A 24093-nucleotide genomic window follows, 5' to 3' on the forward strand; every position below is an offset into this window, starting at 1 on the left:
AGGGCAGCGGCTTCGCGTTTGCAAGCCGCTGTCACCTCTCTAGCATCGCTCCACCACGACTCACGTCGATGATGGAGTTCTCATGGCCGATCTGTCCGCTTTCCCGATCACCAGCCGCTGGGCGGCTCAACACCCTGACCGCATCCAGCTCTATTCCACCCCCACACCCAACGGCGTGAAGGTCTCCATCATGCTGGAGGAGACCGGGCTGCCTTACGAGCCGCATTTCATCAACATCGGTGAAAACGAGACCTGGGGTCCGGAATTCCTGTCCCTGAATCCGAACGGCAAGATCCCGGCGATCATCGATCCCAATGGGCCGGAGGGCAAACCATTCGGCCTGTTCGAGTCGGGGGCCATCCTCCTGTATCTGGCTGAGAAGACCGGCCAGCTTCTGCCCTCTGACCCGGTTCGTCGCTACGAGACCATCCAGTGGGTGTTCTTCCAGATGGCCGCTGTCGGCCCGATGTTCGGCCAGCTCGGATTCTTCCATAAGTTCGCCGGCCGCGAGATCGAGGACAAGCGTCCGCTGGAGCGATATCGCAACGAATCCAAGCGCCTGCTGGGTGTGCTCGAGACCCGGCTCGAAGGCCGCGACTGGATCATGGGCGAGGAGTACACCATCGCCGACATCTCCCTGCTGGGCTGGGTGCGCAACCTGATCGGCTTCTACGGCGCGGGCGAACTGGTCGAGTTCGACAGCCTCAAGCGGGTGCCTGCATGGCTGGAGCGGGGCTTGGCCCGTCCGGCTGTTGAGCGCGGCCTCGCCATTCCGGCGCGCCCGGCCTGAAGTCGGGGACTCCCGCGTTCTTCCCAGCGGCGATTTACATCTGCCCCATCCCGGCCCACATGTTGGGGTGGGGACGTAAAACAATGATGCTTCTTTTCGGAATCGCCGCAGTCGCCTTTCTGTGGTGGCTGGGCAAGACATACACGCGCACCGACCCGAAGGCTTTGGCGAAGGCCGTTAGAACCATCGGTGGCGTTGCCGCCCTCGGCGCGGCCGTGTGGGTGGGGGCCAAAGGCCAACCCGGCGTTGCGCTTCTCATCGGCGGGCTCGGTGCCTGGGCGCTGGGATGGAACGTTCTCAACCTCACCGGGCCCTGGAACCGATCTCAGCCCCAGCCGGGCCGCTTTTCCCGCATCCGCTCGGCCATGATCGAAATGGAGATCGACCACGCGACGGGCGCCGTGGAAGGCAGCGTTCTAGTCGGGGCCTTCGCCGGAAGGCGCCTTTCGAGCCTCGACCCGGCGAGTCTGCGCCGCCTCTTTGATGAATGCAGCGCCCACGACCCGCAGGGTGTCCCTCTGCTAGAAGCGTATCTTGATCGCCGGTTTGCCGGCTGGCGTGAAAACGCTCAGGGAGATCGTGACACGCGGACGCGCACTCATGCGCAGTCGGGCGTAATGACGAAAGAGGAAGCCTATCAGATCCTGGGGCTTCAGCCGGGTGCGAGTCTGGACGAGGTCCGAAAAGCGCATCGAACCCTGATGAAGAGGCTCCATCCCGACCATGGGGGCACGGCGTATCTTGCGGCTCGTGTGAACGAGGCGCGAGAAGTCCTGCTGGGCCGACATCGCTGATACTCCACGCGCGATCCGGTTGTTGTCAGACCGAGACGGTGCAAGCACACGCACCGTCTCAGGGTTCTTCAATCCTGCTTCAGGCGCGGGAGGCGAAGCAGTTCACGCCGCTCTTCTTGAGCTGCTTGCAGGCTTTGGAGGCATCGTCCGATTCCGAGAAGCCGGAGAAGCGGGCGCGATAGAGGGTGCTGCCGTCGACGGTCACCTTCTCCGTGAACGGCGCGGCTTTGCCGAGCACCTTGCCGAAGCGGCTGCGGGCCGAGTCGAGCATCTCTTTGGCCTTGGACTCGTCATCCGTGGCGCCGAGCTGGATCACCCATCCGGACACGGCCGGACGCTCGACCTTCTTCGGCTCGGGAACATCGACCTTCAGCGAAGCGGTCTTGATCGGAGCCGAGGCTGCAGGAGCTGCCTCGACGGGCTTCGCTTCGATCTTGGCCACCAAGGCAGCTTTCTGTGACGCCGGGATCTGGGCCGGGGCCGCCTGCGGGGGCAGGGCGGCATAGGCCTGAGCATTCAGCGGCAGAGGCTCCTGGCCCTTCTGCCAGCGCACCGAGGAGGTGGAGGAGGGCGTCGTGGTGGAGCTTGCGCCGGTTGCTGATGCCACGACCGGGCGAAGCGTGTTCAGATCGAGAGGCTTGCGCTCGGGGGCAGGTTGCGGCGTCGTCGCCTGGGCCATCGGAGCCTCCGGGGTGGCGGAGGCAACCCTGATCGGGGCCTGCACGGGAGCCGGCTCGACAGGACGCGGAGCGGGGGCCTCGGCCACCATAGTGGGCTGGGCGGCACCTTCGACCACCGGCGGCGCGATGCGGGCGCCGGCATAGGCGCGGGGCAGTTGATCGTCGATCAGGCTGGCCATCTTCTGGTCGCGGGAGGCGCCGGAACGGCCGCCGAGCACCACGGCGACGATGCTGCGGTTGGCGGTGTTGACCGAGGTCAGCAGGTTGAAGCCGGACAGGCGTGTATAGCCGGTCTTGATCCCATCCACCCCCTCAACCTTGCCCAGGAGCCGGTTGTGGCCGCGGATCGTGCGCTTGCCATACTGGAAGGAGCTGGTCTGGAAATAGGCGAAATATTTCGGGAAGCGGTCCTGAATCGCCCGGCCAAGCACCGACAGGTCGCGCGCGGTGGTGATGTTCGGCGGATCGTTCGGCAGGCCATGCGGGTTGTAGAAGGCGGTGGAACTCATGCCGAGCTCCCTCGCCTTGCGGGTCATCATCCGAGCGAAGTCTTCTTCCGAACCGGCAACGTTCTCGGCAACCACGACGGACACGTCGTTAGCCGAGAGAGTGACCATCGCCTTGATGGCGTCGTCGACCGCGATGGTCGAGCCCGGACGCAGGCCAAGCTTGGTCGGCGGCTGGCTGGACGCATAAGACGAAACTGTAAGGGGGGTATCGAGGGTCATCCGGCCCCGCTCAAGCTGCTCGAAGAGCAGGTAGAGGCTCATGACCTTCGTGATGGAGGCGGGAATGCGGGGCGCATCGATATTCTCGCCCTGCAGAATCTTCCCTGTCTTGGCATCGACGACGATGGAGGCACTGGGAGGGCCATAGCCGCCGCCAGCCGGAGCCTTGCGACGCGCTGCCTCAGCGGGAGAGGTGATCGTAATGGCAAATGACGCGACGATACCAACGAGAGCCCATGCCTTTCGGTGTCCTGTCCAAACCGAATTCATGCTGAAAAATCCCTGTTTCGTTTGGTTCTTAGGCCCTTGCGCCCGGCTCTCTAAAAGGAACCGTTGCCGGCGCAACACATGGTCTGACGGTAAGGGGTTGCGGTTACGGGGGGGTTAACAGGGAGGATTCTCTCGGATGGGTTATTGTGCAATGCACAATAAAACTTGACAACTTTTTGTGCATTGCACATAAAGGACTCCGTCAGCTGCTTAGCAGCGCTGACCATCATTAAACGCGTTATTGTCGAGGTTCACAATGCTTCAGCCGTTCACCCAGATTCAGAAGCTCGGCCAGGACAACCTGGATGCCACCATGAAGGCGCTCGGCGCTTTCTCCAGCACCTCCCAGGCGATCGCCACTGAGGCGGCCGAGTTCGCACGCAAGTCGTTCGAGCATACCTCCTCCACGGTTGAGAAGCTGCTCGGCGTGCAGACCCTGGACAAGGCGGTCGAGATCCAGACGGCTTACGTGAAGGGCGCCTATGAGAACCTGGTCAGCCAATCGACCAAGTTGGGCTCGCTCTACTCGAGCCTCGCCACCGAGACGCTGAAGCCCTACGAAGGCCTCCTGTCCAAGACAGCTGCCTGAAGCAGCCAAGTCTCTATCCGTTCGGATGAAGCGCCCGGCCTCGTGCCGGGCGCTTTGCGTTGAAGGGCAGAGCGCCCGGGCGCGCGACCCGGTCGACCGGGTCGCGAAGGCGTGACCAAGATGTCGCTCTTTTCATCCATCCTGCGACCACCCATCTGGTTGATCTGGCGAACCGAATGGAGCGACTATAGATTTGGCTGTGTGCTTTGGTCCAAACCGAGATGTGGCCTATGGCCGGGGCCAAGACGAGAAGAAGGGGCGGACGTCCGACGATGCTGCGGTTAGCTTACGGTACTTTGACTCTGTCGGGGCAGTCTCCGATTTCGGCTGCCGGCGGGTCTCAGCCTCCTGGGGGAGATCCTGGAGGCGAGGATGGTGGTCGCTCGAACACGGCCATCATTACGAAAACCAAGCCGCGCACGAAACGGCCGAACCTTTACCGCGTTCTCCTCTTGAACGATGATTACACCCCGATGGAGTTCGTGGTGCATGTGCTGGAGCGTTTCTTCAACAAAAACCGGGAGGATGCGACCCGGATCATGCTGCACGTACACCAGAACGGCGTCGGGGAATGTGGAGTTTTTACCTACGAAATTGCCGAGACCAAGGTGACCCAGGTGATGGATTTCGCCCGCAAGCACCAACACCCTCTGCAATGTGTAATGGAAAAGAATTAGCCGAGCCCTGCTCATAAAGGACAAGCCGTTGCCGAGCTTTTCTCGCAGTCTTGAACAAGCCCTTCACCGAGCCCTCGCTCTTGCCGGCGAGCGCCGTCACGAATACGCAACCCTCGAACACCTTCTCCTGGCCCTGATCGACGACCAGGATGCGGCTGCCGTCATGCGGGCCTGCAATGTCGATCTCGATGTTCTCCGCCGCAACCTCGTGGACTATGTCGACAGCGAACTTGCCAACCTTGTCGCGGACGGACGCCAGGATTCCAAGCCGACGGCCGGTTTCCAGCGCGTGATCCAGCGGGCCGTGATCCATGTGCAGTCCTCTGGTCGGGATGAAGTGACAGGCGCCAACGTGCTCGTCGCCATCTTCGCCGAGCGGGAGAGCCATGCGGCCTACTTCCTGCAGGAGCAGGATATGACCCGCTACGACGCGGTCAACTACATCAGCCATGGCATCGCCAAGCGTCCGGGCCTCACCGAGAGCCGCTCCCCGCGCGGTTCCGAGGAGGAAGCGCCGAACGAGCGTCCGACCCAGGACGAGAGTGATGCGCGCACCAAGAAAAAGGGCGATGCCCTCGAGGCTTACTGCGTCAATCTCAACAAGAAGGCGAAGGAAGGCCGGATCGACCCGCTTATCGGCCGTGAGTCCGAAGTCCAGCGCACCATCCAGGTCCTGTGCCGCCGCCAGAAGAACAACCCGCTCCTCGTCGGCGATCCCGGCGTCGGCAAGACCGCCATCGCGGAAGGCCTTGCCCGCAAGATCGTCCAGGGTCAGGTGCCTGAGGTTCTGAAGGGCGCAACCGTCTTCTCCCTCGACATGGGCACGCTGCTCGCCGGCACTCGCTATCGCGGCGACTTCGAAGAGCGCCTGAAGCAGGTGATGAAGGAGATCGAGGCCCATCCGAACGCCATCATGTTCATCGATGAGATCCACACGGTGATCGGTGCCGGCGCCACCTCGGGCGGCGCCATGGATGCCTCCAACCTGCTGAAGCCCGCCTTGGCCCAGGGCAGTCTCCGCTGCATCGGCTCGACGACCTACAAGGAATATCGCCAATATTTCGAGAAGGACCGGGCCCTTGTGCGCCGCTTCCAGAAAATTGACGTGAACGAGCCGTCGGTGCCGGATGCCATCGAGATCGTGAAGGGCCTGAAGCCCTATTTCGAGGACTTCCACAAGCTCAAGTACACCAACGACGCCGTGAAGGCGGCGGTGGAGCTGTCCGCCCGCTACATCAACGACCGCAAGCTGCCGGACAAGGCGATCGACGTGATCGACGAGACCGGCGCGTCGCAGATGCTTCTCCCTGAGGGCCGTCGCAAGAAGACCATCGGCATCAAGGAGATCGAGGCGACCATCGCCACCATGGCCCGGATTCCGCCTAAGACCGTGTCGAAGGACGACGCGGAGGTGCTCGCGCACCTGCAGGACACCCTCAAGCGGGTCGTTTACGGGCAGGATAAGGCCATCGAGGCGCTGTCCTCGGCGATCAAGCTGGCCCGCGCCGGCCTGCGCGACGCGGAGAAGCCCATTGGCTCCTATCTCTTCGCCGGTCCCACGGGCGTCGGCAAGACCGAGGTTGCCAAGCAGCTTGCCACATCGCTGGGCGTTGAGCTCCTGCGCTTCGACATGTCAGAGTACATGGAGCGGCATACAGTCAGCCGCCTGATCGGCGCACCTCCCGGGTATGTGGGCTTCGACCAGGGCGGTCTCCTGACCGACGGCATCGACCAGCATCCGCACTGCGTGCTCCTGCTCGACGAGATAGAGAAGGCGCACCCGGATCTGTTCAACATCCTGCTCCAGGTCATGGATCACGGGAAGCTGACGGACCATAACGGCAAGCAGGTCGATTTCCGCAACGTGATCATCATCATGACCACGAATGCGGGCGCCGCCGACATGGCTCGCCCGGCCTATGGCTTCACCCGCACCAAGCGGGAGGGCGACGACACCGAGGCCGTGAACAAGCTGTTCACGCCGGAGTTCCGCAACCGTCTCGATGCCATCATCTCCTTCGGTCACCTGCCCAAGGAAGTGGTTCAGAAGGTCGTCGACAAGTTCGTTATGCAGCTGGATGCCCAGCTCGCCGACCGCAACGTGTCGATCGAGCTTACGGACGAGGCCCGCGACTGGCTGGTCGAGCACGGCTATGACGAGGCCATGGGCGCCCGCCCGATGGGCCGTTTGATCCAGACCACCATCAAGACGCCCTTGGCGGACGAGGTTCTCTTCGGACGCCTCAAGGACGGCGGGGCGGTCAAGGTCGTAGTCAAGACCGACGAGATCGGCCTTCAGAGCCTGGGCTTCGAATACGTGGAAGGCCCGGTGAAACCAAAGCCCGAGAAGGTTGTGACCAACGCGAAGAAGAAGCCGAAGGCGAAGCCCGCATCCACGAAGGCGAAAAAGTCGGTGAAGCCGAAAGGATCAGATGGTAATGGAGGCGGAGGTGTCCGCACCGTTCCGAAGGTTCCATTGGTTAGAGCATGACGAGCGAAATTCACGAGGGGCCGCTGCAGGCCTCCCACACCCTGGACGCTCCGGCGAAGGTCTCGTGGCGCGAGAAGCGGTACCAGCGCCGTCGCCGGCGCGTCTGGCTTGAGGAAATCCTCGGCTGGATCCTCGTGCCGGTGATCATTCTTGGCTGTTATTGGTTCCTGGAAGTGGGCCTGGGAGCTCTTGGCACGTCGCCGGCAGCGATCATGGAAGGCATCGAGGCTATCCTGGCCACACTCTGAGGTCGGCTCTTCAGCCGAGCTTATTCAGAGCCGTACCGGATTACCGTCCGGTACGGCTTTTCGTTATTCGCTCGGGCAATAGGTGCATCGACAGTGCAGACGATGCCAGTGGGGGCAAAGTCGATTGTCGCTTTCCCGTGGAGATCGTGAGCAAGGCTGCGCTCGATCAGCCGGGTGCCGAAGCCCCGGCGTTTTGGAACCTCGACTGGCGGGCCGTTCATCTCGGACCAAGTCAGCTGCAAGCGCTTTTCCGAGGCGCCGCTCACAGACCAGGCAATCCGCACATCGCCGCCCTCGTTCGACAAGGCACCATATTTCACCGCGTTCGTGGCGAGTTCCTGGAAGGCCATGGCGATGGCCAGCGCCATCCGTGGCGACAGGCGGATATCCGGTCCTTCCATTTGGATGCGCCTCTCCCTCTCGTGCCGATAAGGAGCCATGGCTTCCCTAACGATCTCGAGGAGGCCTGCGCCTTCCCAATTCTCCCGCGTCAGCACGTCGTGAGCACGGGAGAGGGCGAGCAGGCGCGCCTCCATGGCGGAGCGAGCCTCCTCCATGGCGTCGGCATTGCGAAGACTCTGGGACGCGATGGACTGGACGGTAGCGAGGGTGTTCTTCACCCGATGATTCAGCTCGTGGATGAGAAGCTCGCGGTGCTCCTCCGCCCGCTTCCTCTCCGTGATATCCACCACGATGCCGGGAAACCGAACCGGCTTCCCTGCCACGAAATAGCAGCGGCCTTGCACGTAGACCCAACGGACCTGTGCGTCTCGGCCAATGGCGCGGTATTCGGTAGCAAAGGGATCGCCGGTTCGTACCGCCCGCTGGATCTGGGCCTCGATCCGGCGCCGGTCGTCCACGTGGATGCCGCTGATGAAGCTGGCGAGCGGTGCTCCCGCCTTGGCTATCGCAGGATCGACGCCAAAGATCTCGGCGAAGCGCGCATCGGCGTAGACAAGATCAGACTGGATGTCCCAGTCCCAGGTGCCGACGACGCCAGAGGCTTCAATGGCGAGTTGGAGACGCTCCTCGCTCTTGCGTAAGGCCGCCTCCGTGCGCACCCGTTCGACGGCATCCCATGTCCGCTCCGCTACGTCCTCGATCAACTTGACGTCGCTATCACTCCAGAGGCGCGGCGTTCGATTGTGGACGTAGAGGGCTGCCACCATGCGCCCGCGTTTGATCAGGCTGCAGGTGACGACTGCACAAAATTCCAAGGCGGCAAAGGCAGCAAGATGGTCCGGAGAATTGGTACGGGGGTCCTGCGCAGCATCATGGACCACCAGAGTGTCACCGCGGATCAGAGCACCGTGGATCTCCGGTCCAAAGGCGGCCAAATCATGAGTGCCGGTCTGGTGCGCGACGGTACCGTCGGTCCAATTGCTTTCCGTAGTGAAATAACGCTCAGTCTCCTCGACCTCGCCATAACCGACCCGGCTCGTCCTCAGATGTTCGCCGAGCATCTCCTGAGCGGCGGAGATCACCTGAGTCGGCTCATGAAGCCCGCGCAGACGGTCGCTCAAGCGAACGAGGAAATCGAGGCGTTGCTCGCCCTGCACCTTTCCCGTCGTTTCGTGAACGATGCAGACGATCCCCCCAACGTCGCCAGCCTCTTCGTGAATTGGGCTGTATGAAAAAGTCCACCAGGTTTGTTCAGGATAGCCGTTGCGCTCCAGAATGATTGGCAGATCCTCGAAGTAGCTGGCCTGCCCCAGAAGAGCTTTCTCGGCGATTGGGCCGACCGTTCCCCAGGCCTCTGCCCACACATCGCGAAAGGACTGACCCAGCGCTTCCGGCTTCGAACCGAGCATCGGTGCATACGCATCATTGTAGAAGCTCGTCAGCTCCTGTCCCCACAGCATGTAGATGGGGAATTTCGAGTGGAGCATCATGCTCACAGCTGTGCGCAGGGAGGCCGGCCAGGTCTCGATGGGGCCGATCGGAGTTGCCGACCAGTCGTAATCGCGGATTCTCTCACCCATGCGTCCGCCGTTGGCGAGAAAATCAGGTTGTGGCTTGAAACGTTGATGCATCAAGCGTTCTCGCACGAGGGCATAATCAAGGGTGGCATGGGTGTGGGAAAATCCCGCGGAAGGGCTGGAGGTCCATAGTCCACATATGAACCGATGTCGTGCATTTTCTAGAGCACGACTTGAGGCTCGCTGACGCGGTCCGTCCGTTGCTCAACACTTTTCCACCACATGATTTGACTTGTCTCTCCCGAAGCCTAGGCTCTCACGAGCAATCCAGGCAGGAAACGAGGTCCCCATGACGAAACTGATCGGTCTGTCGGGCAGCCTGCGGCAGGGCTCGTACAACACCGCGCTGCTTCGCAGCGCGGCCGGCATGATGCCGGCTGGTTCGGAACTCATCGTCGAGACTATCCGGGGCATTCCGCTTTACGATGCGGATCTGGAGGCCGAAGGAATCCCAGAGAAAGTGACCGCCCTGAAAGATGCCATTGCCGCTGCCGACGGCCTGCTTCTGGTCACCCCCGAATACAACAACTCGATTCCGGGCGTGTTCAAGAACGCCATCGACTGGCTTTCCCGCCCGGATGCGGACATCAAGCGCGTTTTTGGAAACAGACCTGTGGCCGTGATCGGCGCATCTCCCGGCGGTTTCGGCACCATTCTGTCCCAGAATGCATGGCTCCCGGTGCTGCGCACCCTGAAAGCCGACTTCTGGGCTGATGGCCGCCTGATGGTGTCGCGGGCCGGAGCGGTCTTCAATCAGGATGGCAGCCTGACGGATCAGAAGATCGAGGACCAGCTTCGGAAGTTCCTTGGAGGCTTCGTCGTCTTCGCGCGTGCTGCGCGGCAAGGTGCACCTGCTGACAGCGCCTAGTCCTCTTCCCGATGCTTGAACGGGGTCGCCTCTTCCAGTTCCTCGGCCGCCTCAGACACGTAGAGGCGCTCCTGCTCGAGATAGGCCTGCACTGCGTGGCGAAGCCCAGGATCGGCGATGTCGTGTGCCGATGAGGTGAGCACAGGCCTGTAGCCCCGCGCCAGCTTGTGCTCGCCCTGTGCGCCCGCCTCCACCCGGTCGAGGCCGCGGGTGATGGCGAACGCGATAGCCTGATAGTAGCAGACCTCGAAATGCAGGAACGGATGATCCTCGATGCAGCCCCAGTTGCGTCCATAGAGGCGCTTGTCCCCGATGAAGTTGATGGCGCCTGCGATGTAGCGGCCGTTCCGCTTGGCCATGACGAGCAGCACCCGGTCAGCCATGCGCTCGCCGATGAGCGAGAAGAAGAGGCGGTTGAGATAGGGACGGCCCCATTTGCGGGAGCCGGTATCCATGTAGAAGGCAAAGAAGGCGTCCCAATGCGCCTCGGTGATATCCTTGCCCGTCACCCACTCGATGGTGATGCCGTTGGTAAGAGCATCGCGCCGCTCGCGCCGCATCGCCTTGCGCTTGCGCGAGGCAAGCGCCGCCAGGAAGTCATCGAAGCTGCCATAGCCTTCGTTGAACCAATGGAATTGCTGGTCATTCCTGACCAAAAACTCTTCAGTCGTGAAGGCTTCGAGATCGTCCTGCTGCAGGAAGGTCGCGTGGATGGAGGAGGCGCCGGTCTGATCCCGCAGCGCCCGCAGGCCGGCGATGAGGTATGAGCGGGTCTCTGCCGCCTTGGGGCCGTTCGGCACGAGAAGACGAGGGCCGGTGGCAGGTGTGAACGGTACCGCCACCTGGAGCTTAGGATAATATCGCCCACCGGCGCGCGTATAGGCATCCGCCCATGAATGGTCGAACACGTACTCGCCCATGGAATGGGACTTGAGGTAGCAGGGCGCGGCGGCGAGCAATTTCTCGGTCTCGTCCTGGACGAGAACATGCAGGGGCGCCCAACCGGTTTTCGCGCCGACGCAGCCGGAATCCTCAATAGCCGAGAGGAAGGCGTGGGTGACGAAGGGATTGACCGGATCGTCATCGCCGGATCCCACCCTTAAGGCACAGGCATCCCAGTCGGCGGCAGGAACCGCCTTCAGGTCCTGGGCGATTTTGACTTGGAAGCTCACTGGGTGGAAGGACCCCGCCGTTAGGGATTAAGAGCTAATCACTCGACGGGATCCTTGCAACTATCAGGGCAGAAACCCTTCGAACACCATCTGGTCCGCATGTTTCTCGGCGCGGGCGCGATCCTCGGGATTGCGCACGGTCCAGGTCATGACGGGCAGGTTGCCCAAGAGCCTGCTCAGATGGGTCGAAGCGCAGGGAATGTCCTTCACGCGCCAAGAGAGGAAGTGCGGCTGCGTCTCCCCGAAATGGAGCAGGTTGGCCATCCGGTGCTTCTGCTCCTGCGTCAGGAAGCTGTCGGCCTTGGATGCATATTCCAGCTCACCGATGAACCCGCGCGTGATGGTGGGAGCATGTTCGCGCAGATGGGCCACGATGTCCGGATCGAAGGACTTCACCACGAAGGGACCGGTGTAATCCTTGAGAATCTCGATGACCCGCTTCGTCAGCCGCATGTCGCCATTGAACTTGCTCTTGATCTCGACGACCAGCGGCGTGCGCCCGGCGATGGTGCCGAGATAATCCTTGAACGAGGGAATCTTGTCTCCGCCGATCGTACCGGAGATGTCGATCCGGGTCAGCTCGGAGAGCTTGCGATCCGCTACCGTGCCCGTCTCGCCGGTGAGGCGGTCGAGCTCGAAGTCGTGAAACACGATGGCTTCGTTATCGGCGGTCAGCTGAACGTCGAGCTCGATGGGAAAACCGCGCGCGATGGCGGCTTCCGCGGCCGAGATCGTGTTCTCGATAACACCCCCGGATTTGTTGTGAAGGCCGCGATGGGCGATGGGCTTTGCGACGAGCCAGGCAGGAATGCTCATTGGACTTCGAACATCCCTTCGACTTCGACGCAGGCATCGAGCGGCAGTTCCGCCACGCCGACGGTGGAGCGGGCATGCCGGCCGGCGTCGCCCAGCACTTCGACCATCAGGTCGGAGGCGCCGTTCATGACGGGAGCAAGCGCCGCAAAGGTCGGCACGGCGTTGATGAACCCGCCGAGGCGCACACAGCGCGTAACCTTGTCGAGATCGCCGACAGCAGCCTTGAGCTGGGCGAGAAGATTGATGGCGCAGAGCCGTGCCGCCGCCTGGGCGACCTCAGCCGAAACCTCTGCGCCGACCTTGCCCTTGTGGGCGTCGGCCATCTTGCCGTCGAGCCCGAGGCAGAGCTGCCCGGAGATAATGACCAGATTGCCGGTTCGCACGAACGGCACATAATTCGCAACCGGCGCCGCCGGGGTCGGCAGGGTGATCCCCAGATCCTGAAGTTTCTTGTCGACTTTGCTCATGGAGGCCTCGATGTGTCACATCATCCGGACGGAGTAGTGGCGGATGAGCCGGAAGGACGCAAGCGGGAACATTGCCCTGTGGGCAGGAGCGGCCTATCTTGGCTGCCGTTGCGTCGGGAGAAGATATGCGTTTGTTCGTTGCGGCCTTCGGTCTGTCCATCGCCTCGCTGACGCCCGCCGTCGCGGAAACAGCCAAGGCCCCGGTTCAACTCGCGCCCCATCGGGCCGTCTACGATCTGTCGCTCCTGCGGGCCGGTGGCTCCAACGGGGTCGAGAATGCGAAGGGGCGCATCGCCATGGAATTCGGCGGCGATGCCTGCGACGGCTACACTCTGAAATACCGACAGGTGACGATCCTTACTGGCAGCGAGTCCGGTGCCAACACCATGGACGTCCAGACCGCCACCTATGAGACCGGCGACGGTCGCACCATGCATTTCAAGTCCACGTCGGTCCGGCAGGGCATGATCAAGGACAGCGAGGTCGACGGCGACGCCAAGATCGGCCCGGACGGCATGCTCAATGTCGACCTCAAGCAGCCGAGGAAGACCGCGTTCGGCGCTACCGGCGAGACGGTGTTTCCGACCGAGCATCTCAAGCGCCTCATCGAGGCCGGACGCCGGGGCGATACGACGCTGTCGGTCAGGGTCTATGATGGCTCCAACAAGGGCGACAAGGTTTACGACACCCTCGGGCTGATCGGCCGCAAGATCGAGCCCGGAACGGCCCTAACCTCACTGGAGGAGGCCGTCCGGAAGGGAGATCTCGCCTCCTTGGCGCGCTGGCCGATCACCATCAGCTATTTCGAGGACGGCAAAGGGGACCGGACGCCCGTTTATCGGATCTCCTTCGAACTCTTCGAGAACGGCATCAGCCGGGACCTCAGGCTCGATTACGGCGACTTCTCCCTCAAGGGCGAGCTGAAGAGCCTCGATGTCCAGAAGACGAGCGGCTGCGCACGATAGAGTGTGGTCTCTCCCCCCTAAGGCTTGCGCAGCACGATTCCCTTCTGCAGGGCACCTGCGCCGAACTTGTCGCGGATCTTGTCGATGGCGGCCTCCATATGGGCCTGCCGCACAACGGACTGGTCCGCCAGGTCGCCCTTGTCCGCGTCCGCCGCATCGCACAGATCGGCGGCGCCGATTCCGATAAGGCGGAAGGCGGTACCGTCACAGGAGGCTTTGAGGAGCTGCCGGGCCGGGTCGAACAGCCGGGCGGCGAGCTGCGTCGGGGCGAAGCCGGAGCGGGTCCGGGTGAGCAGCCGGAAGTCCTTGTCCTTCAGTTTCAGGGTCACGCTACGCCCGGCGAGGCCCGCCTTCTTGAGCCGGCGCGAGACTTTCTCGGAAAGCCGCCAGAGGATCGGTTCGAGTTCCTCAAACGAGCGCAGGTCCGTCTCGAAGGTGGTTTCCGCCGAAATGCTCTTGGTTTCCCGCTCCGGCGTCACCTTCCTATGGTCCTCGCCCCAGGCCAACCGTGACAGGCGCTGCGAGTCGCGGCCCAGAGCCTCGAACAGGGTTCTCAACTCTACGTCCCGCAGGTGCACGATTTTAGTCACGCCCACCTTGGAGAGACGGGCTTGAGCTGAGCCCCCGATGCCGGGAATGATGCCGACCGGCTTGTCGGCAAGGAAGTCGGCGGCTTCCTCCCGGCCGATAATCGAGAAGCCGCGCGGCTTTTGGAGATCGGACGCGATCTTGGCCAGGAACTTGTTGTAGGACAGCCCGACTGAGATCGAGATCCCGATCTCGTTCTCCACCTTGCGGGCAAAGCGCGCCAGCGTCAGGGCCGGGCTCCCGTGGTGCAGCCGTTCTGTGCCGGTAAGGTCCAGGAATGCCTCGTCGATGGAGACCGGCTCCACCAGCGGCGTCAGCTCCAGCATCAGCTGGCGCACCTCGCGACCCGCCTTGCTGTACTTCTCCCCATTGGGCTTGATCACCGTCGCGTGCGGGCAGAGCTTCAGCGCCTGGAACATGGGCATGGCGGAGCGTACCCCGTAGATTCGCGCCAAGTAGCAGGCGGTCGACACGACGCCGCGCTTGCCGCCGCCGATGATCACAGGCTTATCAGCAAGGCTCGGATCGTCCCGTTTTTCCACGGCGGCGAAGAAGGCATCGCAATCCACATGCGCGATGGAGAGGCTGTCGCGCTCCTTGTGCCGCAGCAGGCGAGGGGACCCGCAGGCCGAGCACCGTGCCGCCAGGGGGCTGGCGGACAGCGTCAGGCAGTCACGGCAGAAGGGCGCGTCGCTCATGGGGGTGAGGCTATTCGAACTCGGAGGGCGAGAGGGTCCAGCGGGCGCTCATGATGTGCTCAGGCTTGGTGTTCAGCTCCTTGGCCAGTGCGATCAGCAGCGGCTCGTCGGAAACCACATAGTCGAGAATGCCAGCAAAGAAGCCGGGCGACGACGCGGCCGAGCGGATGGTGTCCGGCCCCAGCCCTGAGACGGCTAGGAACCGACCGAGGCGCTCCTCGTCGCTCGTGATGAAGCCAAAGGCCCCCACTGCGACATTTTCGGCCTCCTCGCGGGTAACTCTTTTTAAGGGTGTGTTCATGCTGTCAGTTTGCATTTCATCAATAGGTTTGGACCTAACTATACCATCAGACGAAAATTCGGGCCGGTGAAGTGCGTTTTGGGCCCCGGGATAGCGCCAATGAAGAAGACCGTGCTCATTGTTGAGGATAACGAACTCAACATGAAGCTCTTCAACGATCTCCTTGAGGCGCATGGCTATGCGACTCTCAAGACCAGCCATGGCATCGAGGCCATGGAACTGGCCCGAGCCCACAAGCCGGATCTGATCCTCATGGATATCCAGCTGCCCGAGGTCTCCGGTCTCGAGGTGACCCGCTGGCTCAAGGCCGACGAAGAGCTCAAGTCGATTCCCGTCATCGCCATCACGGCTTTTGCCATGAAAGGCGATGAGGAGAGGATTCGGGAAGGCGGCTGCGAAGCCTATATGTCCAAGCCGATCTCGGTGGCCAAGTTTATCGCGACCGTGAAAACCTACCTTGAGGCCGACAGCAAGCCGGCATGACTTAGGGAAATCCTTAGCCGGCGTGAATCCGACACCTGAGCAAGCGGATTCATCTCCTTGAGATACATTGGCTTTAAATTTTCTGGGAAAATGCCGCTTTTTGGCCACATGGGCGCTTGCAACGCCCTGTGTTTCCTATACGTTCGACCATAGTTTCCGCTCGACGCGGAAGAAATGCCCTACGGATGCTCAGGTCCGCCGCATCTCCTGGGACTTCGTGGGCTCGGCCAGCCTGGGAGCAGATCGTTGCCTCCTCAACGCTGCTCCCGGCTGGCCACCAACTTTTTCCAATAAGGCGCCGCAAGGCGCCTTTTGTTTTGGCCAGATGGTCTCTCAGGCGGGTTCGGGTCGAACCTCCTGTTTCTCCAAGCGAATCAGCTACATATCTGTTTAAGCCAAGCTTGGCCTTTAGGGAATATGCCCTTAGGTGAGCCTTCCTCCCATGCGATGCGGGATGCGGTTCCGATCTCGCCCTGCTAGCTTGAGCCGACGCTTTCCAACGGGATGAGGGATCATGGACCACCGCACACCTTCCTTGCCGCCAAAATCGGCGCTGACCCGCTTTTCGCTCTCCCCTCTGTCCACCATGACCCGGCGTCTCGCCGATGTCGCGTCCGGCCGCGCAGCCGCCGATCTCGTGATCAGCGGCGCCCGGGTGTTGTCCACCTACAGCGAGCGCATCACGCCAGAGCGCGAGGTCTGGATTGCTGGCGGGCGGATCGCCGCCGTGAAGCCGGCGGGTTCCTATAAGCAGGTCGCGGGTGCGCCGGGGCGGGTCTACGACGCCAAGGGCGGTATCATCGCGCCGGGACTGATCGATCCGCATATCCATATCGAGAGCAGCATGATCACCGCCTGCGCCTATGCGGAGGCGGCTTTGCTCAACGGCACCACGACAATCTTCTGCGACAGCCACGAGATCGGCAACGTCATGGATGCCGCCGGCATCGAGATGATGCTTGAAGATGCGCGCCATGCTCCCCTGTCTATCTTCCTCACGGTTCCCAGTACGGTCCCAGCCACCACGCCAGATCTTGAGACGGCAGGTGGCGACCTGACGCCCGAGAAGATCGCAGCCTTGTTCGATCGCTGGCCTGAAGCGGCAGCGCTCGGCGAGAAGATGGATTTCGTGCCCGTCACCATGGGCGACGAACGCAGCCACGCGATCCTCGCGGCGGCGCTGGAACGCGGCAAGCCGGTGTCGGGCCATATCTACGGGCGTGAGTTCGTGGCGGCCTATGCGGCCAGCGGCGTCACCGACACGCATGAGGCCATCGACCGGGACATCGCCGACGATCTCCTCGATGCCGGCGTGTGGATCTTCCTGCGCGGCGGACCGCCCACGACGCCTTGGCATTCGCTGCCCGAAGCGATCAAGACCATCACGGAACTCGGCTCCTCGCACAAGCGCATCTGCGTCTGCACGGACGACCGCGATGCGGACGATCTCATGATGTTCGGCATGGATTGGGTCACGCGTGAAGCGCGTCGCGCCGGCATGAGCCGCGAGCAGGCTTGGAGCATGGGCTCGCTACATCCCGCTACGCGCTTCGGCATGGATGGCGACATCGGCGGCCTCGGAGGCGGACGCCGTGCCGATCTCGTGCTGCTCAACGACGACCTCGACGTGCATAACACTTGGTACGGCGGCGAACTCGTGGTCGAGGGCAAGAGGATCACACCCGTGCTCGATCAGGCGCTCTCCAACCGCTACCGCTATCCGGACGAGGCCTATCACACTGTTCACATTCCGAGCGTCCCGAAACTGATCCCCGACCTGCCGATCGAGGCTTGCACAGCCAACGTGATCCGCGTGGCGCTGCCGGGCATCGTACTCTTCCACGATAAGGTGCAGTTGCAGAAAGAAGAGAGCTGGGATGCTCTGCTGGCGAGAAACGACCTCACCTTCGTGACGGTGATCGAGCGCCACGGCCACACGGGCGGCAAGGGCGTGGCGCATGGGTTTCTCAAGGATTTCGGCCTGAAGAGCGGCGCGGTTGCGAGCAGCGTCGGGCACGACTCGCACAACGTGATCGTGGCTGGCACCAACGAGGCCGACATGCGGCTGGCGCTTGAAACGCTCATCGAGAGTCAGGGTGGTGTCTGCGTGGTCGATCAGGGTCAGATCGTTGCCATGGTGGCGCTGCCCATCGCGGGGCTTCTCTCCGACAAGCGCGTGACGGAAGTGGCCGAGGAGACGCGTGTACTCAAAGCCGCATGGGAGAAAGCCGGCTGCAAGATCCCCTACATGGGTTTCAACCTCATCCCGCTCTCGGTAATCCCGGAAATCCGCATCACCGACAAGGGGCTGGTGTTAGTGCCGGAAATGGAGTTGGTGCCGCTCTACGAGGGATAAGACTGTCCCTCAGTCATTATCCTGAGGACGACAGGTCACTGACCGTCTCAAAGGAGGGTCCAGCGCTCTCTGGATTCTCCTTCGAACTACAGGCAGATCAACTCCCCAGCGACGTTTTGGTGCGCCCGGAAGCCAGCTCGTCGGTGCGGGCTAGAAGGTCGATCAAGTTCTTCTGGAACTGCTCGAAAGCAAATCCCAGGGCGAAGACCTGTCCGAACGCCTGTGCGGGCAGTTCGTGGACAAGCACATCAGCCCGCAGCGCGTCCGCCTCGCCGGTGAATGCCTCCAGGGCCGCACGGAAGGCTTCGGCGTCCGGCGGCTTCCTGCGCTGCCGGAGAGAATCGGACAGTTTCAGGAGCAGCGCACGCGTGGCCTGATGCAGCGCCGTGAGCGAAGGCTTGAGCCGGTCGAGGACCGGATCGGGCAGGGGGCTGGACGCCGCGCGGCCGATCATCACGAGATCATGGCGCACCCGGTAGAGGGTGCGAATGAGCGGCTCTGGATCGGGAGCCTCGGTGAGGTGGGTCCGGCGCTCCCGCGCGGCTTCATCGGCGGCCGCTTCCGCCTTCTTGAGAGCGGAGCGAATTTGGGGATGGATCTTCTGCAGCGCTGGGCGATCCGTTGGCCCGGCGGTCAGCTCGTCGATGAAAACAGTCACGAGGTCCGCGTTGAGCGACACGACCTTGGCGGCGGCCTCCGTCATCAGGGTGTGGGCCCGGGCTGGTAGCACGAACAGGGAGACGAGCACGCCCACGACGTTGCCAAGCGTGATCTCCAGTACCCGGTCAATGGCGGAGGCGAGGGGGCCGATGGCCTGTCCTGTCGGTGGCAGGAGCATGATGAGCGAGGTGATCGGAGCCACACGGAAGGCCGGTTTGACGGCCGCAAGCAGCGCCAGCGGGAACAAGGCCACGATGATGCAGATCCCGAGGGTCAGAGCCGAACCGTGCGGGATGAGGGCGGCGATGACGCCGCCGTAAATGGCTCCGGCGAGGGTGCCGCTGAACCGCTCGATCGCGGCCTTGAGGGAGCCGCCGACGCTCGCCTGCATAACGACGACGGCGGTGATGACCGCCCAATAGCCCTGCGGCATGTCGAAGAAACGGGTGACCGCATAGGCAAGGACGCCCGCGATGGTGACCCGAAATGCCAGTTTGAGTTCCGCACCCCGCGCGCCGATGCGTTCGCCTGCCCGTTCGATCCACCCAGACAATGCCATGCGATTCTCCTAGCGCATCGTGCGGAAAAGTGGTCCCGGTTTTCCGCACCGAACGATGCGCAAGTCAAAGAGTGGAGCATCGGATTAATCCCAGAAGTGGAAGCCACTTTTGGGTCCGATGCTCTAGCGCCGAGCATAGAGGGTGCTTCGAGGAGTTTGCTACGGGGATGGCGTTTGGCCGAGCGGGCCTATCAGCGGGGCAGGACCACCAGATCCGCCCCGCAATCGTCGCAGATGCCGAGGCTGGGCGAAGCGATCATCTCGGCCGTGCCGCATTCCGGGCAGCCTTTCATCGCCATCCTGAGGGAACCCACCATGTGATGGGCGTTTTCGCGATGGGCTTCACTTGCCTGGACGATGCTCTCGAACATGGCTGCCTCCCTTGCGGCTCCATGATGCTGCGCCTCACGGGGAGTCCCGTCAACAAGGCTTTCTGAGTATTTAGGCCGGCTCCCGGTAGCCCGTCGTCAGCATCGGTTCGAGATGTGTGACAAGGCACGCGACCATGGAGAAAAGGCCAAAGAGCATGTGCGGCCAGAGCACCTGGTCGGCAAATCCGAACAGGAACGGAGAGGCTGCCAGCACGATTCCGCCAAGCCCGTCGAGGATCAGATGCATGGGCATCGGGAGGATTTTCACAAGTCCGAGCTCGTAGGCTGTGAAGGCGGAATACAAGATCGCTCCTGCGCCGAACACAATGGCCACCCAAGTGGCGGCCGGCACATCGGCAAAGCCGAAGAACCATGGGCTTGCCATGAGAGCAATGCCCCAGAGGTAGTCGATCGCGCCATGCGCACGGGTGGGAAGGAAGCGCATGAGACCAATCTCACATCCGGGCAGCGCCTTTCGCATCACCAAGATTCTGGTCGAGCCATTTGATGATGTCCCGGCTCTCCAGGATCGGCTCTCCGTCGGCGACGAGGCAGGGTACCTGGGTCTTTCCGGTCAGCTGAGCGAGCCGATCTTTCGCATCGTCCGTCTCAGTGACTTCCGTGAACGCGATCCGGTCCTTCAATCCGCGCTCTTCGATGTAATCGCGCACGCGGGCTGAATAGGGGCAGGCCCATTTGTGGATGAGTTCGAGCTTCAAGATCGCGTCCTTTCTAGTCTATCGCTTGAGAAAACGGCGCCGCCTACCACCGATCTCTCCCTCAGGGTCTGTTCGCCAACGTGGAGCGAGCGCCCCTGTTCCGCGAGGGCTTGGCCTTGTGCGGGCATTCATCCGCTCTAGTTCGCCGGTCATCACCGAGAGGACGCGGCAGCGCATGAGCAGGATCGAATGGCGGCAGGATCAGGTGGCCGGCGTGCCGCTCAACCGCCATGTCGGCTTTGTCGGTTCTGTCGAGGTGGGCAGCGTAGACTATGACGGCAGCAACCGGTTCTGGATCTGGTCAACGCCCTTGCAGGAGGACGTCTGGGGTTATGGCCCCACGGAGCAGGCCGCCAGGACAGCCCTCGAGTTGTGGCTTGCATCCTGGCTGGAGAATTTCCGGCCGTTCCTTCAGGCCGGCGGCGAGCCGCCAGCCTGACCCATCGAATGCGTGCTCCACTAAACTCGCGTGCTGCGACCGCGGCCGAGGAAGTAGTAGAGCAGGGCCGCGATGACGACCACCGCGACGATGATCCAGATCCAGTCCATGCCTTCCCCAGCAGCAGCGCCCGGAGTGGCGCCAGTTGTTCCAGGAGAGGTCGTTCCACCGCCCGGTGTACCAGGCGTACCACCCGGCGATGTCTGGGCCATGGCGATGGCGCTCCAGACGGACAGCATCATAGTCAGCAGGGATACCTTGAGCGTTTCGATCATTTGATCTCTCCTCGGCCCGAGATCGAACCGAGGATCAACGTCCGCCTGTGATAGCCCGTTCCGGGATGGCGGCAGAGAGACTGCACCGGAACAAGGGAAGCTCGCCCTCGGTTATCGCGGCACCCTTTTGCTCATGAAACGGGAAGTAAGCTGGTGCCTTCGCAAGACCAACATTCGGTGATCGTTCTGGTGGATGAGGAGCGGACCATCCGGCAGGCCACCGCCCGCCATCTGCGCGAGGCAGCCTTTAAGGTCGTGGAGGCAGCGGCTTCGGACGAGGCCCTGAAGCACCTCGAGAGTTCGTCCACGGTTCATGGCCTAGTGACCGATGCGCACCTTCCCGGCAGGATCAACGGCCACGAACTGGCAAGCTTGGCGCGCAAGCGCTGGCCGGACCTCGCCGTAGTAATGATGTCCGGGCATTCCGATGCCACTTCGGGGCCCGTGCCGCCGGGCGGCGAGTTCGTCGCCAAGCCCTATGTGACGACCCACCTCGTCCCAGTCCTGAACAGGCTGCTCGGGAGAGGCTCATGACCCACGTGGTCCTGCTCGGCGACAGCATCTTCGACAATGGCGCCTATGTGAGGCGTGGCGAGCCGGACGTGATCAAGCAGGTCCAGGCGAAGCTTCCGGGCGGCTGGAACGCCACTCTCTGCGCGGTCGACGGCGCCGTCACGACCGGGGTTCTGAGCCAGCTGTCCCGGCTGCCCTCCGACGCGAGCCATCTTGTGGTGAGCGTCGGCGGCAACGATGCCCTGCGTCACAGCGGAATCCTGCGCGAGGGGGCACGCTCCGTTGCCGAGGTGATCGAAAGATTCGCGGCCGTGCAGGACGACTTTGCTCGCAACTACCGCGCCATGCTGGACCACGTTCTCGATCAGCGACTGCCGACCGCTGTCTGCACGATCTACGATGCCCGCTTCGCGGATCCCCAGGAGCAGCGCCTCGTCGTGACGGCTTTGTCCATCTTCAACGACGTTATCACCCGCGAGGCCTTCGTCCGCAGGCTCCCCCTGATCGACCTACGCCTCATCTGCGACGAGTTGGACGACTACGCCAATCCCATCGAGCCCTCCGCGAAGGGTGGCGACAAGATTGCTGCAGTCATCGCCTAGGCGATGGCCGGGAACACCATTTTTCCTCGCTCGCAGGTCTACGCGCAGTGAGCTTTCAGGCCTCGCGAGGGGCTGAAAGTTTATGGTCTCATGACTTCCGTTGCTTCAGAGGTCGGGCAAATCTGAACAAATTTTCAGAAAACCGTGATTTTACCAAGAAAGATAAGGGTTTGGCAGCCAAGCTGTGAACCAAAACTCAAGTTCTGAATTGATTTTGCATTGAAGGGTATTTGCTACTTCTCACGAGGTTGATCATGAAGAAGTTCGCGTTACTGGCAAGTGTCGCCGTCATGACTGTCGGAAGCGTGGGGACGGCTGACGCTCAACACCGCTACTATCACCGGCATGGTGGGTGGAACAACGGTGGAGCCGTTGCGGCCGGGCTGATTGGCGGCGCCGTTCTCGGTGGCCTGCTGACCGCGGCGGCCACTCCGTCCTACGCGTATCCTGGCTATGGCTATGGATATCCGGCGTCTTATCCGGCCTACGGTTATCGCCCCACCTACAGCTATGGCTACGGTTACCCGGCAGCCTATCCGGCCTACAACTACCCGGCTTATGGCTATTACTCGGCGCCGGCGACCCGCGTCGTTTACCGGCCTGCTCCCGTCTATCAGACCCGAGTGGTCTACCGGGAGCCGCGGGTCGTGAACCGTGTGGTCTATCGCGAACCACGCTACCGCACCCGAGTCGTCTATCGTGATCGTGATCGTCCGCGGGTCGTCCGTGCCTATCGCCGGGATGTGTCGAACACCGGCTCCATCTGGCGCGAGCGCCAAGGGGATCGTGTCCGCCGCATGGAAGACATGCGCTCGAGTCGCTAAGGGGAGGACAGCCCATTAAGCCGTCCTTCCTTCGCAGAGAAACGAAAAAACCGCCCTTTCGGGGCGGTTTTTGATGAAGTTGCTCGTGCAGAAGCCGATTACTTGATCTTGGCTTCCTTGAACTCGACGTGCTTCTTCGCGACCGGATCGTACTTCTTGAAGTTCATCTTCTCGGTCATGGTGCGCGAGTTCTTCTTCGTCACGTAGAAATAGCCCGTGTCGGCGGTGGAAACGAGCTTCACTTTGATCGTTGCGGCTTTGGCCATGGTCGGACCTCTTGTTCGGTTCGGGCGCTCGGTTGGCCTTGAGGCATCGCCGAAACGCAAAGGCCGGGCGAACCCGGCCGGAAAATCGTGCGGTTCCCATGCCTGATTATCGGGAGCCCGTCAAGGGTGAAGGGGATGGGGGAGGTGCAATTCCTGCCTTGGAAAGCCCTACAGCAACTCCCGCACGAAACGGCCACGCTGCTGATGGAAGAAGGGGACCGGGAGCCTGTGGGCGAAACCAGCCGCGATGCGGGCCTCCAGCTCGCCGAGGATCACCGTGGTGATGGGTGGCAGGTCCAGGGCCTTGGCCTGATCGATGGTGACCCAGGCCAGTTCCACAAGCTCGGCTTCCGGCCCGATGACGCCCCCGACCTCGTGCGCAATGCCGGTGCGGTCGACTGCAAAGAAGCGGGTGTCGAAGCGCCTCACGCGCTTGGGTGGCGTGATGGCCCTTCCGATGAAATGAAGTTCCTCCAGATCCGGATGGACGCCCCGCTCCTGAAACGCCGTCCATGCGGTGCCGGCCGGGGCGCGCTCCGGGCTGCCGTAATCCTTGGTGCCGAGCATCAGCCCGGTCTCCTCGAAGGTCTCCCGGATGGCGGCGAGCGCCAAAGCCCGGCAGCGTTGAGACGAGGGACGCGTCACCCGGGCCATGAGGGCCTGCTCAGCGCGGGGGTGGAGGGCGCCGGTGACCGTCATGGAGCGGTCGCCGGCCTCAATGCGCCCGCCGGGAAATACAAACTTCCCCGGCATGAACTTGAGTCCCGCATGGCGCTTGCCCATGAGCACCTTCGGGGTCTTCGACTTGCGGTCGATAATGATGAGGGTTGCTGCGTCGACGGGTCGGAGAACGGGAGCCTTGGGATTGATCTCAGCGGAAACGAGGCGATCCATCTTCGCCAGGG

28 protein-coding genes are annotated in these 24093 nt (G+C 62.4%); 14 read left to right on the forward strand and 14 right to left on the reverse strand.

The window, feature by feature from the left end; translation table 11 throughout:
* Positions 1–82: 82 nt before the first annotated feature.
* Together I2H36_RS03215 and I2H36_RS03220 are read left to right on the forward strand one after the other, a co-directional pair.
* The gene (locus tag I2H36_RS03215; RefSeq protein WP_196262407.1) at positions 83–790 is read left to right on the forward strand and encodes a glutathione S-transferase N-terminal domain-containing protein; all 708 of its coding nucleotides are present in this window, start codon (positions 83–85) and stop codon (positions 788–790) included.
* 83 nt (positions 791–873) lie between these two features.
* On the forward strand, positions 874–1584 hold the full coding sequence (locus I2H36_RS03220; protein ID WP_196262408.1) for a DnaJ domain-containing protein: 711 nt from the start codon (positions 874–876) through the stop codon (positions 1582–1584).
* A 79-nt stretch (positions 1585–1663) separates the two neighbouring features.
* Here I2H36_RS03220 and I2H36_RS03225 read toward each other — a convergent pair whose 3' ends face one another.
* Positions 1664–3262 (reverse strand): SPOR domain-containing protein, encoded by a 1599-nt coding sequence (locus I2H36_RS03225; RefSeq protein WP_196262409.1) that lies wholly within the window; start codon positions 3260–3262, stop codon positions 1664–1666.
* A 256-nt stretch (positions 3263–3518) separates the two neighbouring features.
* Between I2H36_RS03225 and I2H36_RS03230 the strand changes: the two genes are divergently transcribed.
* From I2H36_RS03230 to I2H36_RS03245, 4 genes are all read left to right on the forward strand, one after another.
* Positions 3519–3851 carry a phasin family protein gene (locus I2H36_RS03230; protein WP_196262410.1) on the forward strand — a complete coding sequence of 111 codons (333 nt, stop codon included), beginning with the start codon at positions 3519–3521 and terminating at the stop codon, positions 3849–3851.
* Positions 3852–4123: 272 nt separating this feature from the next.
* Positions 4124–4528 (forward strand): ATP-dependent Clp protease adapter ClpS, encoded by a 405-nt coding sequence (gene clpS / locus I2H36_RS03235; RefSeq protein WP_210330899.1) that lies wholly within the window; start codon positions 4124–4126, stop codon positions 4526–4528.
* A 28-nt stretch (positions 4529–4556) separates the two neighbouring features.
* On the forward strand, positions 4557–7019 hold the full coding sequence (gene clpA / locus I2H36_RS03240) for an ATP-dependent Clp protease ATP-binding subunit ClpA (protein WP_196262411.1): 2463 nt from the start codon (positions 4557–4559) through the stop codon (positions 7017–7019).
* A complete protein-coding gene (locus I2H36_RS03245) occupies positions 7016–7267 on the forward strand; it encodes a hypothetical protein (protein ID WP_196262412.1) in 252 nt (83 codons plus the stop codon). Before clpA ends, I2H36_RS03245 begins: the two co-directional genes overlap by 4 nt.
* Positions 7268–7287: 20 nt before the next feature.
* Here I2H36_RS03245 and I2H36_RS03250 read toward each other — a convergent pair whose 3' ends face one another.
* Complete coding sequence (locus I2H36_RS03250) at positions 7288–9300, reverse strand: PAS domain-containing sensor histidine kinase (RefSeq protein ID WP_196262413.1); 2013 nt, start codon at positions 9298–9300, stop codon at positions 7288–7290.
* Positions 9301–9535: 235 nt separating this feature from the next.
* On the opposite strand from I2H36_RS03250, the gene I2H36_RS03255 reads away from it, so the two are divergent.
* Entirely contained in the window at positions 9536–10114 is a 579-nt protein-coding gene (locus I2H36_RS03255) for an NADPH-dependent FMN reductase (protein ID WP_196262414.1), read from the forward strand.
* Here I2H36_RS03255 and I2H36_RS03260 read toward each other — a convergent pair.
* The 3 genes from I2H36_RS03260 to I2H36_RS03270 all read right to left on the reverse strand — a co-directional run bounded on the left by I2H36_RS03260 (position 10111) and on the right by I2H36_RS03270 (position 12569).
* Positions 10111–11286, reverse strand: a complete 1176-nt coding sequence (locus I2H36_RS03260; RefSeq protein ID WP_196262415.1) for a GNAT family N-acetyltransferase — start codon at positions 11284–11286, stop codon at positions 10111–10113. The genes I2H36_RS03255 and I2H36_RS03260 overlap by 4 nt on opposite strands.
* Before the next feature lie 63 nt (positions 11287–11349).
* Positions 11350–12102, reverse strand: coding sequence for a glycerophosphodiester phosphodiesterase family protein (locus I2H36_RS03265; protein WP_196262416.1), 753 nt, complete (start codon positions 12100–12102; stop codon positions 11350–11352).
* The gene (locus I2H36_RS03270; RefSeq protein ID WP_196262417.1) at positions 12099–12569 is read right to left on the reverse strand and encodes a RidA family protein; all 471 of its coding nucleotides are present in this window, start codon (positions 12567–12569) and stop codon (positions 12099–12101) included. Before I2H36_RS03270 ends, I2H36_RS03265 begins: the two co-directional genes overlap by 4 nt.
* 125 nt (positions 12570–12694) lie before the next feature.
* On the opposite strand from I2H36_RS03270, the gene I2H36_RS03275 reads away from it, so the two are divergent.
* Positions 12695–13534 (forward strand): cell envelope integrity EipB family protein, encoded by an 840-nt coding sequence (locus I2H36_RS03275; protein WP_196262418.1) that lies wholly within the window; start codon positions 12695–12697, stop codon positions 13532–13534.
* Between the two features lie 17 nt (positions 13535–13551).
* On the opposite strand, the gene I2H36_RS03280 is transcribed toward I2H36_RS03275, so the two are convergent.
* Together I2H36_RS03280 and I2H36_RS03285 are read right to left on the reverse strand one after the other, a co-directional pair.
* Positions 13552–14820 (reverse strand): DNA polymerase IV, encoded by a 1269-nt coding sequence (locus I2H36_RS03280; RefSeq protein ID WP_196262419.1) that lies wholly within the window; start codon positions 14818–14820, stop codon positions 13552–13554.
* 10 nt (positions 14821–14830) lie between these two features.
* Entirely contained in the window at positions 14831–15121 is a 291-nt protein-coding gene (locus I2H36_RS03285; protein ID WP_196262420.1) for a DUF3572 domain-containing protein, read from the reverse strand.
* 99 nt (positions 15122–15220) lie between these two features.
* Between I2H36_RS03285 and I2H36_RS03290 the strand changes: the two genes are divergently transcribed.
* Both I2H36_RS03290 and I2H36_RS03295 read left to right on the forward strand, forming a co-directional pair.
* Positions 15221–15604: a response regulator gene (locus I2H36_RS03290; protein WP_036353343.1), complete on the forward strand. Its 384-nt coding sequence runs from the start codon at positions 15221–15223 to the stop codon at positions 15602–15604.
* Between the two features lie 514 nt (positions 15605–16118).
* Positions 16119–17960: an adenine deaminase gene (locus I2H36_RS03295; RefSeq protein ID WP_196262421.1), complete on the forward strand. Its 1842-nt coding sequence runs from the start codon at positions 16119–16121 to the stop codon at positions 17958–17960.
* Positions 17961–18057: 97 nt separating this feature from the next.
* Here I2H36_RS03295 and I2H36_RS03300 read toward each other — a convergent pair whose 3' ends face one another.
* From I2H36_RS03300 to I2H36_RS03315, 4 genes are all read right to left on the reverse strand, one after another.
* Positions 18058–19179, reverse strand: coding sequence for an FUSC family protein (locus I2H36_RS03300; RefSeq protein ID WP_196262422.1), 1122 nt, complete (start codon positions 19177–19179; stop codon positions 18058–18060).
* A gap of 191 nt (positions 19180–19370) precedes the next feature.
* The gene (locus I2H36_RS03305) at positions 19371–19550 is read right to left on the reverse strand and encodes a hypothetical protein (protein WP_196262613.1); all 180 of its coding nucleotides are present in this window, start codon (positions 19548–19550) and stop codon (positions 19371–19373) included.
* 70 nt (positions 19551–19620) lie between these two features.
* Positions 19621–19995: an SPW repeat domain-containing protein gene (locus I2H36_RS03310; RefSeq protein WP_196262423.1), complete on the reverse strand. Its 375-nt coding sequence runs from the start codon at positions 19993–19995 to the stop codon at positions 19621–19623.
* Positions 19996–20005: 10 nt separating this feature from the next.
* On the reverse strand, positions 20006–20269 hold the full coding sequence (locus I2H36_RS03315; RefSeq protein WP_196262424.1) for a glutathione S-transferase N-terminal domain-containing protein: 264 nt from the start codon (positions 20267–20269) through the stop codon (positions 20006–20008).
* A gap of 175 nt (positions 20270–20444) precedes the next feature.
* Here I2H36_RS03315 and I2H36_RS03320 point away from each other — a divergent pair, with 175 nt between their 5' ends.
* Positions 20445–20708: a hypothetical protein gene (locus I2H36_RS03320; RefSeq protein ID WP_196262425.1), complete on the forward strand. Its 264-nt coding sequence runs from the start codon at positions 20445–20447 to the stop codon at positions 20706–20708.
* Between the two features lie 20 nt (positions 20709–20728).
* Here the strand turns inward: I2H36_RS03320 and I2H36_RS03325 are convergent, their stop codons facing one another.
* On the reverse strand, positions 20729–20983 hold the full coding sequence (locus I2H36_RS03325; protein ID WP_196262426.1) for a hypothetical protein: 255 nt from the start codon (positions 20981–20983) through the stop codon (positions 20729–20731).
* A 153-nt stretch (positions 20984–21136) separates the two neighbouring features.
* Here I2H36_RS03325 and I2H36_RS03330 point away from each other — a divergent pair, with 153 nt between their 5' ends.
* The 3 genes from I2H36_RS03330 to I2H36_RS03340 all read left to right on the forward strand — a co-directional run bounded on the left by I2H36_RS03330 (position 21137) and on the right by I2H36_RS03340 (position 22922).
* Positions 21137–21517 carry a response regulator gene (locus I2H36_RS03330; protein WP_196262427.1) on the forward strand — a complete coding sequence of 127 codons (381 nt, stop codon included), beginning with the start codon at positions 21137–21139 and terminating at the stop codon, positions 21515–21517.
* Complete coding sequence (locus tag I2H36_RS03335) at positions 21514–22098, forward strand: SGNH/GDSL hydrolase family protein (protein ID WP_196262428.1); 585 nt, start codon at positions 21514–21516, stop codon at positions 22096–22098. The genes I2H36_RS03330 and I2H36_RS03335 overlap by 4 nt, the downstream gene beginning before the upstream one ends.
* A 254-nt stretch (positions 22099–22352) precedes the next feature.
* Positions 22353–22922 (forward strand): hypothetical protein, encoded by a 570-nt coding sequence (locus I2H36_RS03340; protein WP_196262429.1) that lies wholly within the window; start codon positions 22353–22355, stop codon positions 22920–22922.
* A 98-nt stretch (positions 22923–23020) separates the two neighbouring features.
* On the opposite strand, the gene rpmG is transcribed toward I2H36_RS03340, so the two are convergent.
* Both rpmG and I2H36_RS03350 read right to left on the reverse strand, forming a co-directional pair.
* The gene (gene rpmG / locus I2H36_RS03345) at positions 23021–23188 is read right to left on the reverse strand and encodes a 50S ribosomal protein L33 (protein ID WP_190845683.1); all 168 of its coding nucleotides are present in this window, start codon (positions 23186–23188) and stop codon (positions 23021–23023) included.
* 168 nt (positions 23189–23356) lie between these two features.
* On the reverse strand, positions 23357–24082 hold the full coding sequence (locus I2H36_RS03350; RefSeq protein WP_210330939.1) for an NUDIX hydrolase: 726 nt from the start codon (positions 24080–24082) through the stop codon (positions 23357–23359).
* Positions 24083–24093: the final 11 nt, after the last annotated feature.

It is taken from the genome of Microvirga terrestris (assembly GCF_015694425.1).
GTDB lineage: Bacteria > Pseudomonadota > Alphaproteobacteria > Rhizobiales > Beijerinckiaceae > Microvirga > Microvirga terrestris.

Bases quoted from the DNA above. Each gene is read 5' to 3' on its own strand.
- I2H36_RS03215 (WP_196262407.1), top strand. From the start codon at position 83: ATGGCCGATCTGTCCGCTTTCCCGATCACCAGCCGCTGGGCGGCTCAA.
- I2H36_RS03220 (WP_196262408.1), top strand. From the start codon at position 874: ATGATGCTTCTTTTCGGAATCGCCGCAGTCGCCTTTCTGTGGTGGCTG.
- I2H36_RS03225 (WP_196262409.1), bottom strand. From the start codon at position 3,262: ATGAATTCGGTTTGGACAGGACACCGAAAGGCATGGGCTCTCGTTGGT.
- I2H36_RS03230 (WP_196262410.1), top strand. From the start codon at position 3,519: ATGCTTCAGCCGTTCACCCAGATTCAGAAGCTCGGCCAGGACAACCTG.
- clpS (WP_210330899.1), top strand. From the start codon at position 4,124: ATGCTGCGGTTAGCTTACGGTACTTTGACTCTGTCGGGGCAGTCTCCG.
- I2H36_RS03245 (WP_196262412.1), top strand. From the start codon at position 7,016: ATGACGAGCGAAATTCACGAGGGGCCGCTGCAGGCCTCCCACACCCTG.
- I2H36_RS03250 (WP_196262413.1), bottom strand. From the start codon at position 9,300: ATGCATCAACGTTTCAAGCCACAACCTGATTTTCTCGCCAACGGCGGA.
- I2H36_RS03255 (WP_196262414.1), top strand. From the start codon at position 9,536: ATGACGAAACTGATCGGTCTGTCGGGCAGCCTGCGGCAGGGCTCGTAC.
- I2H36_RS03265 (WP_196262416.1), bottom strand. From the start codon at position 12,102: ATGAGCATTCCTGCCTGGCTCGTCGCAAAGCCCATCGCCCATCGCGGC.
- I2H36_RS03270 (WP_196262417.1), bottom strand. From the start codon at position 12,569: ATGAGCAAAGTCGACAAGAAACTTCAGGATCTGGGGATCACCCTGCCG.
- I2H36_RS03275 (WP_196262418.1), top strand. From the start codon at position 12,695: ATGCGTTTGTTCGTTGCGGCCTTCGGTCTGTCCATCGCCTCGCTGACG.
- I2H36_RS03280 (WP_196262419.1), bottom strand. From the start codon at position 14,820: ATGAGCGACGCGCCCTTCTGCCGTGACTGCCTGACGCTGTCCGCCAGC.
- I2H36_RS03285 (WP_196262420.1), bottom strand. From the start codon at position 15,121: ATGAACACACCCTTAAAAAGAGTTACCCGCGAGGAGGCCGAAAATGTC.
- I2H36_RS03290 (WP_036353343.1), top strand. From the start codon at position 15,221: ATGAAGAAGACCGTGCTCATTGTTGAGGATAACGAACTCAACATGAAG.
- I2H36_RS03295 (WP_196262421.1), top strand. From the start codon at position 16,119: ATGGACCACCGCACACCTTCCTTGCCGCCAAAATCGGCGCTGACCCGC.
- I2H36_RS03300 (WP_196262422.1), bottom strand. From the start codon at position 19,179: ATGGCATTGTCTGGGTGGATCGAACGGGCAGGCGAACGCATCGGCGCG.
- I2H36_RS03305 (WP_196262613.1), bottom strand. From the start codon at position 19,550: ATGTTCGAGAGCATCGTCCAGGCAAGTGAAGCCCATCGCGAAAACGCC.
- I2H36_RS03310 (WP_196262423.1), bottom strand. From the start codon at position 19,995: ATGCGCTTCCTTCCCACCCGTGCGCATGGCGCGATCGACTACCTCTGG.
- I2H36_RS03320 (WP_196262425.1), top strand. From the start codon at position 20,445: ATGAGCAGGATCGAATGGCGGCAGGATCAGGTGGCCGGCGTGCCGCTC.
- I2H36_RS03325 (WP_196262426.1), bottom strand. From the start codon at position 20,983: ATGATCGAAACGCTCAAGGTATCCCTGCTGACTATGATGCTGTCCGTC.
- I2H36_RS03335 (WP_196262428.1), top strand. From the start codon at position 21,514: ATGACCCACGTGGTCCTGCTCGGCGACAGCATCTTCGACAATGGCGCC.
- I2H36_RS03340 (WP_196262429.1), top strand. From the start codon at position 22,353: ATGAAGAAGTTCGCGTTACTGGCAAGTGTCGCCGTCATGACTGTCGGA.
- rpmG (WP_190845683.1), bottom strand. From the start codon at position 23,188: ATGGCCAAAGCCGCAACGATCAAAGTGAAGCTCGTTTCCACCGCCGAC.
- I2H36_RS03350 (WP_210330939.1), bottom strand. From the start codon at position 24,082: ATGGATCGCCTCGTTTCCGCTGAGATCAATCCCAAGGCTCCCGTTCTC.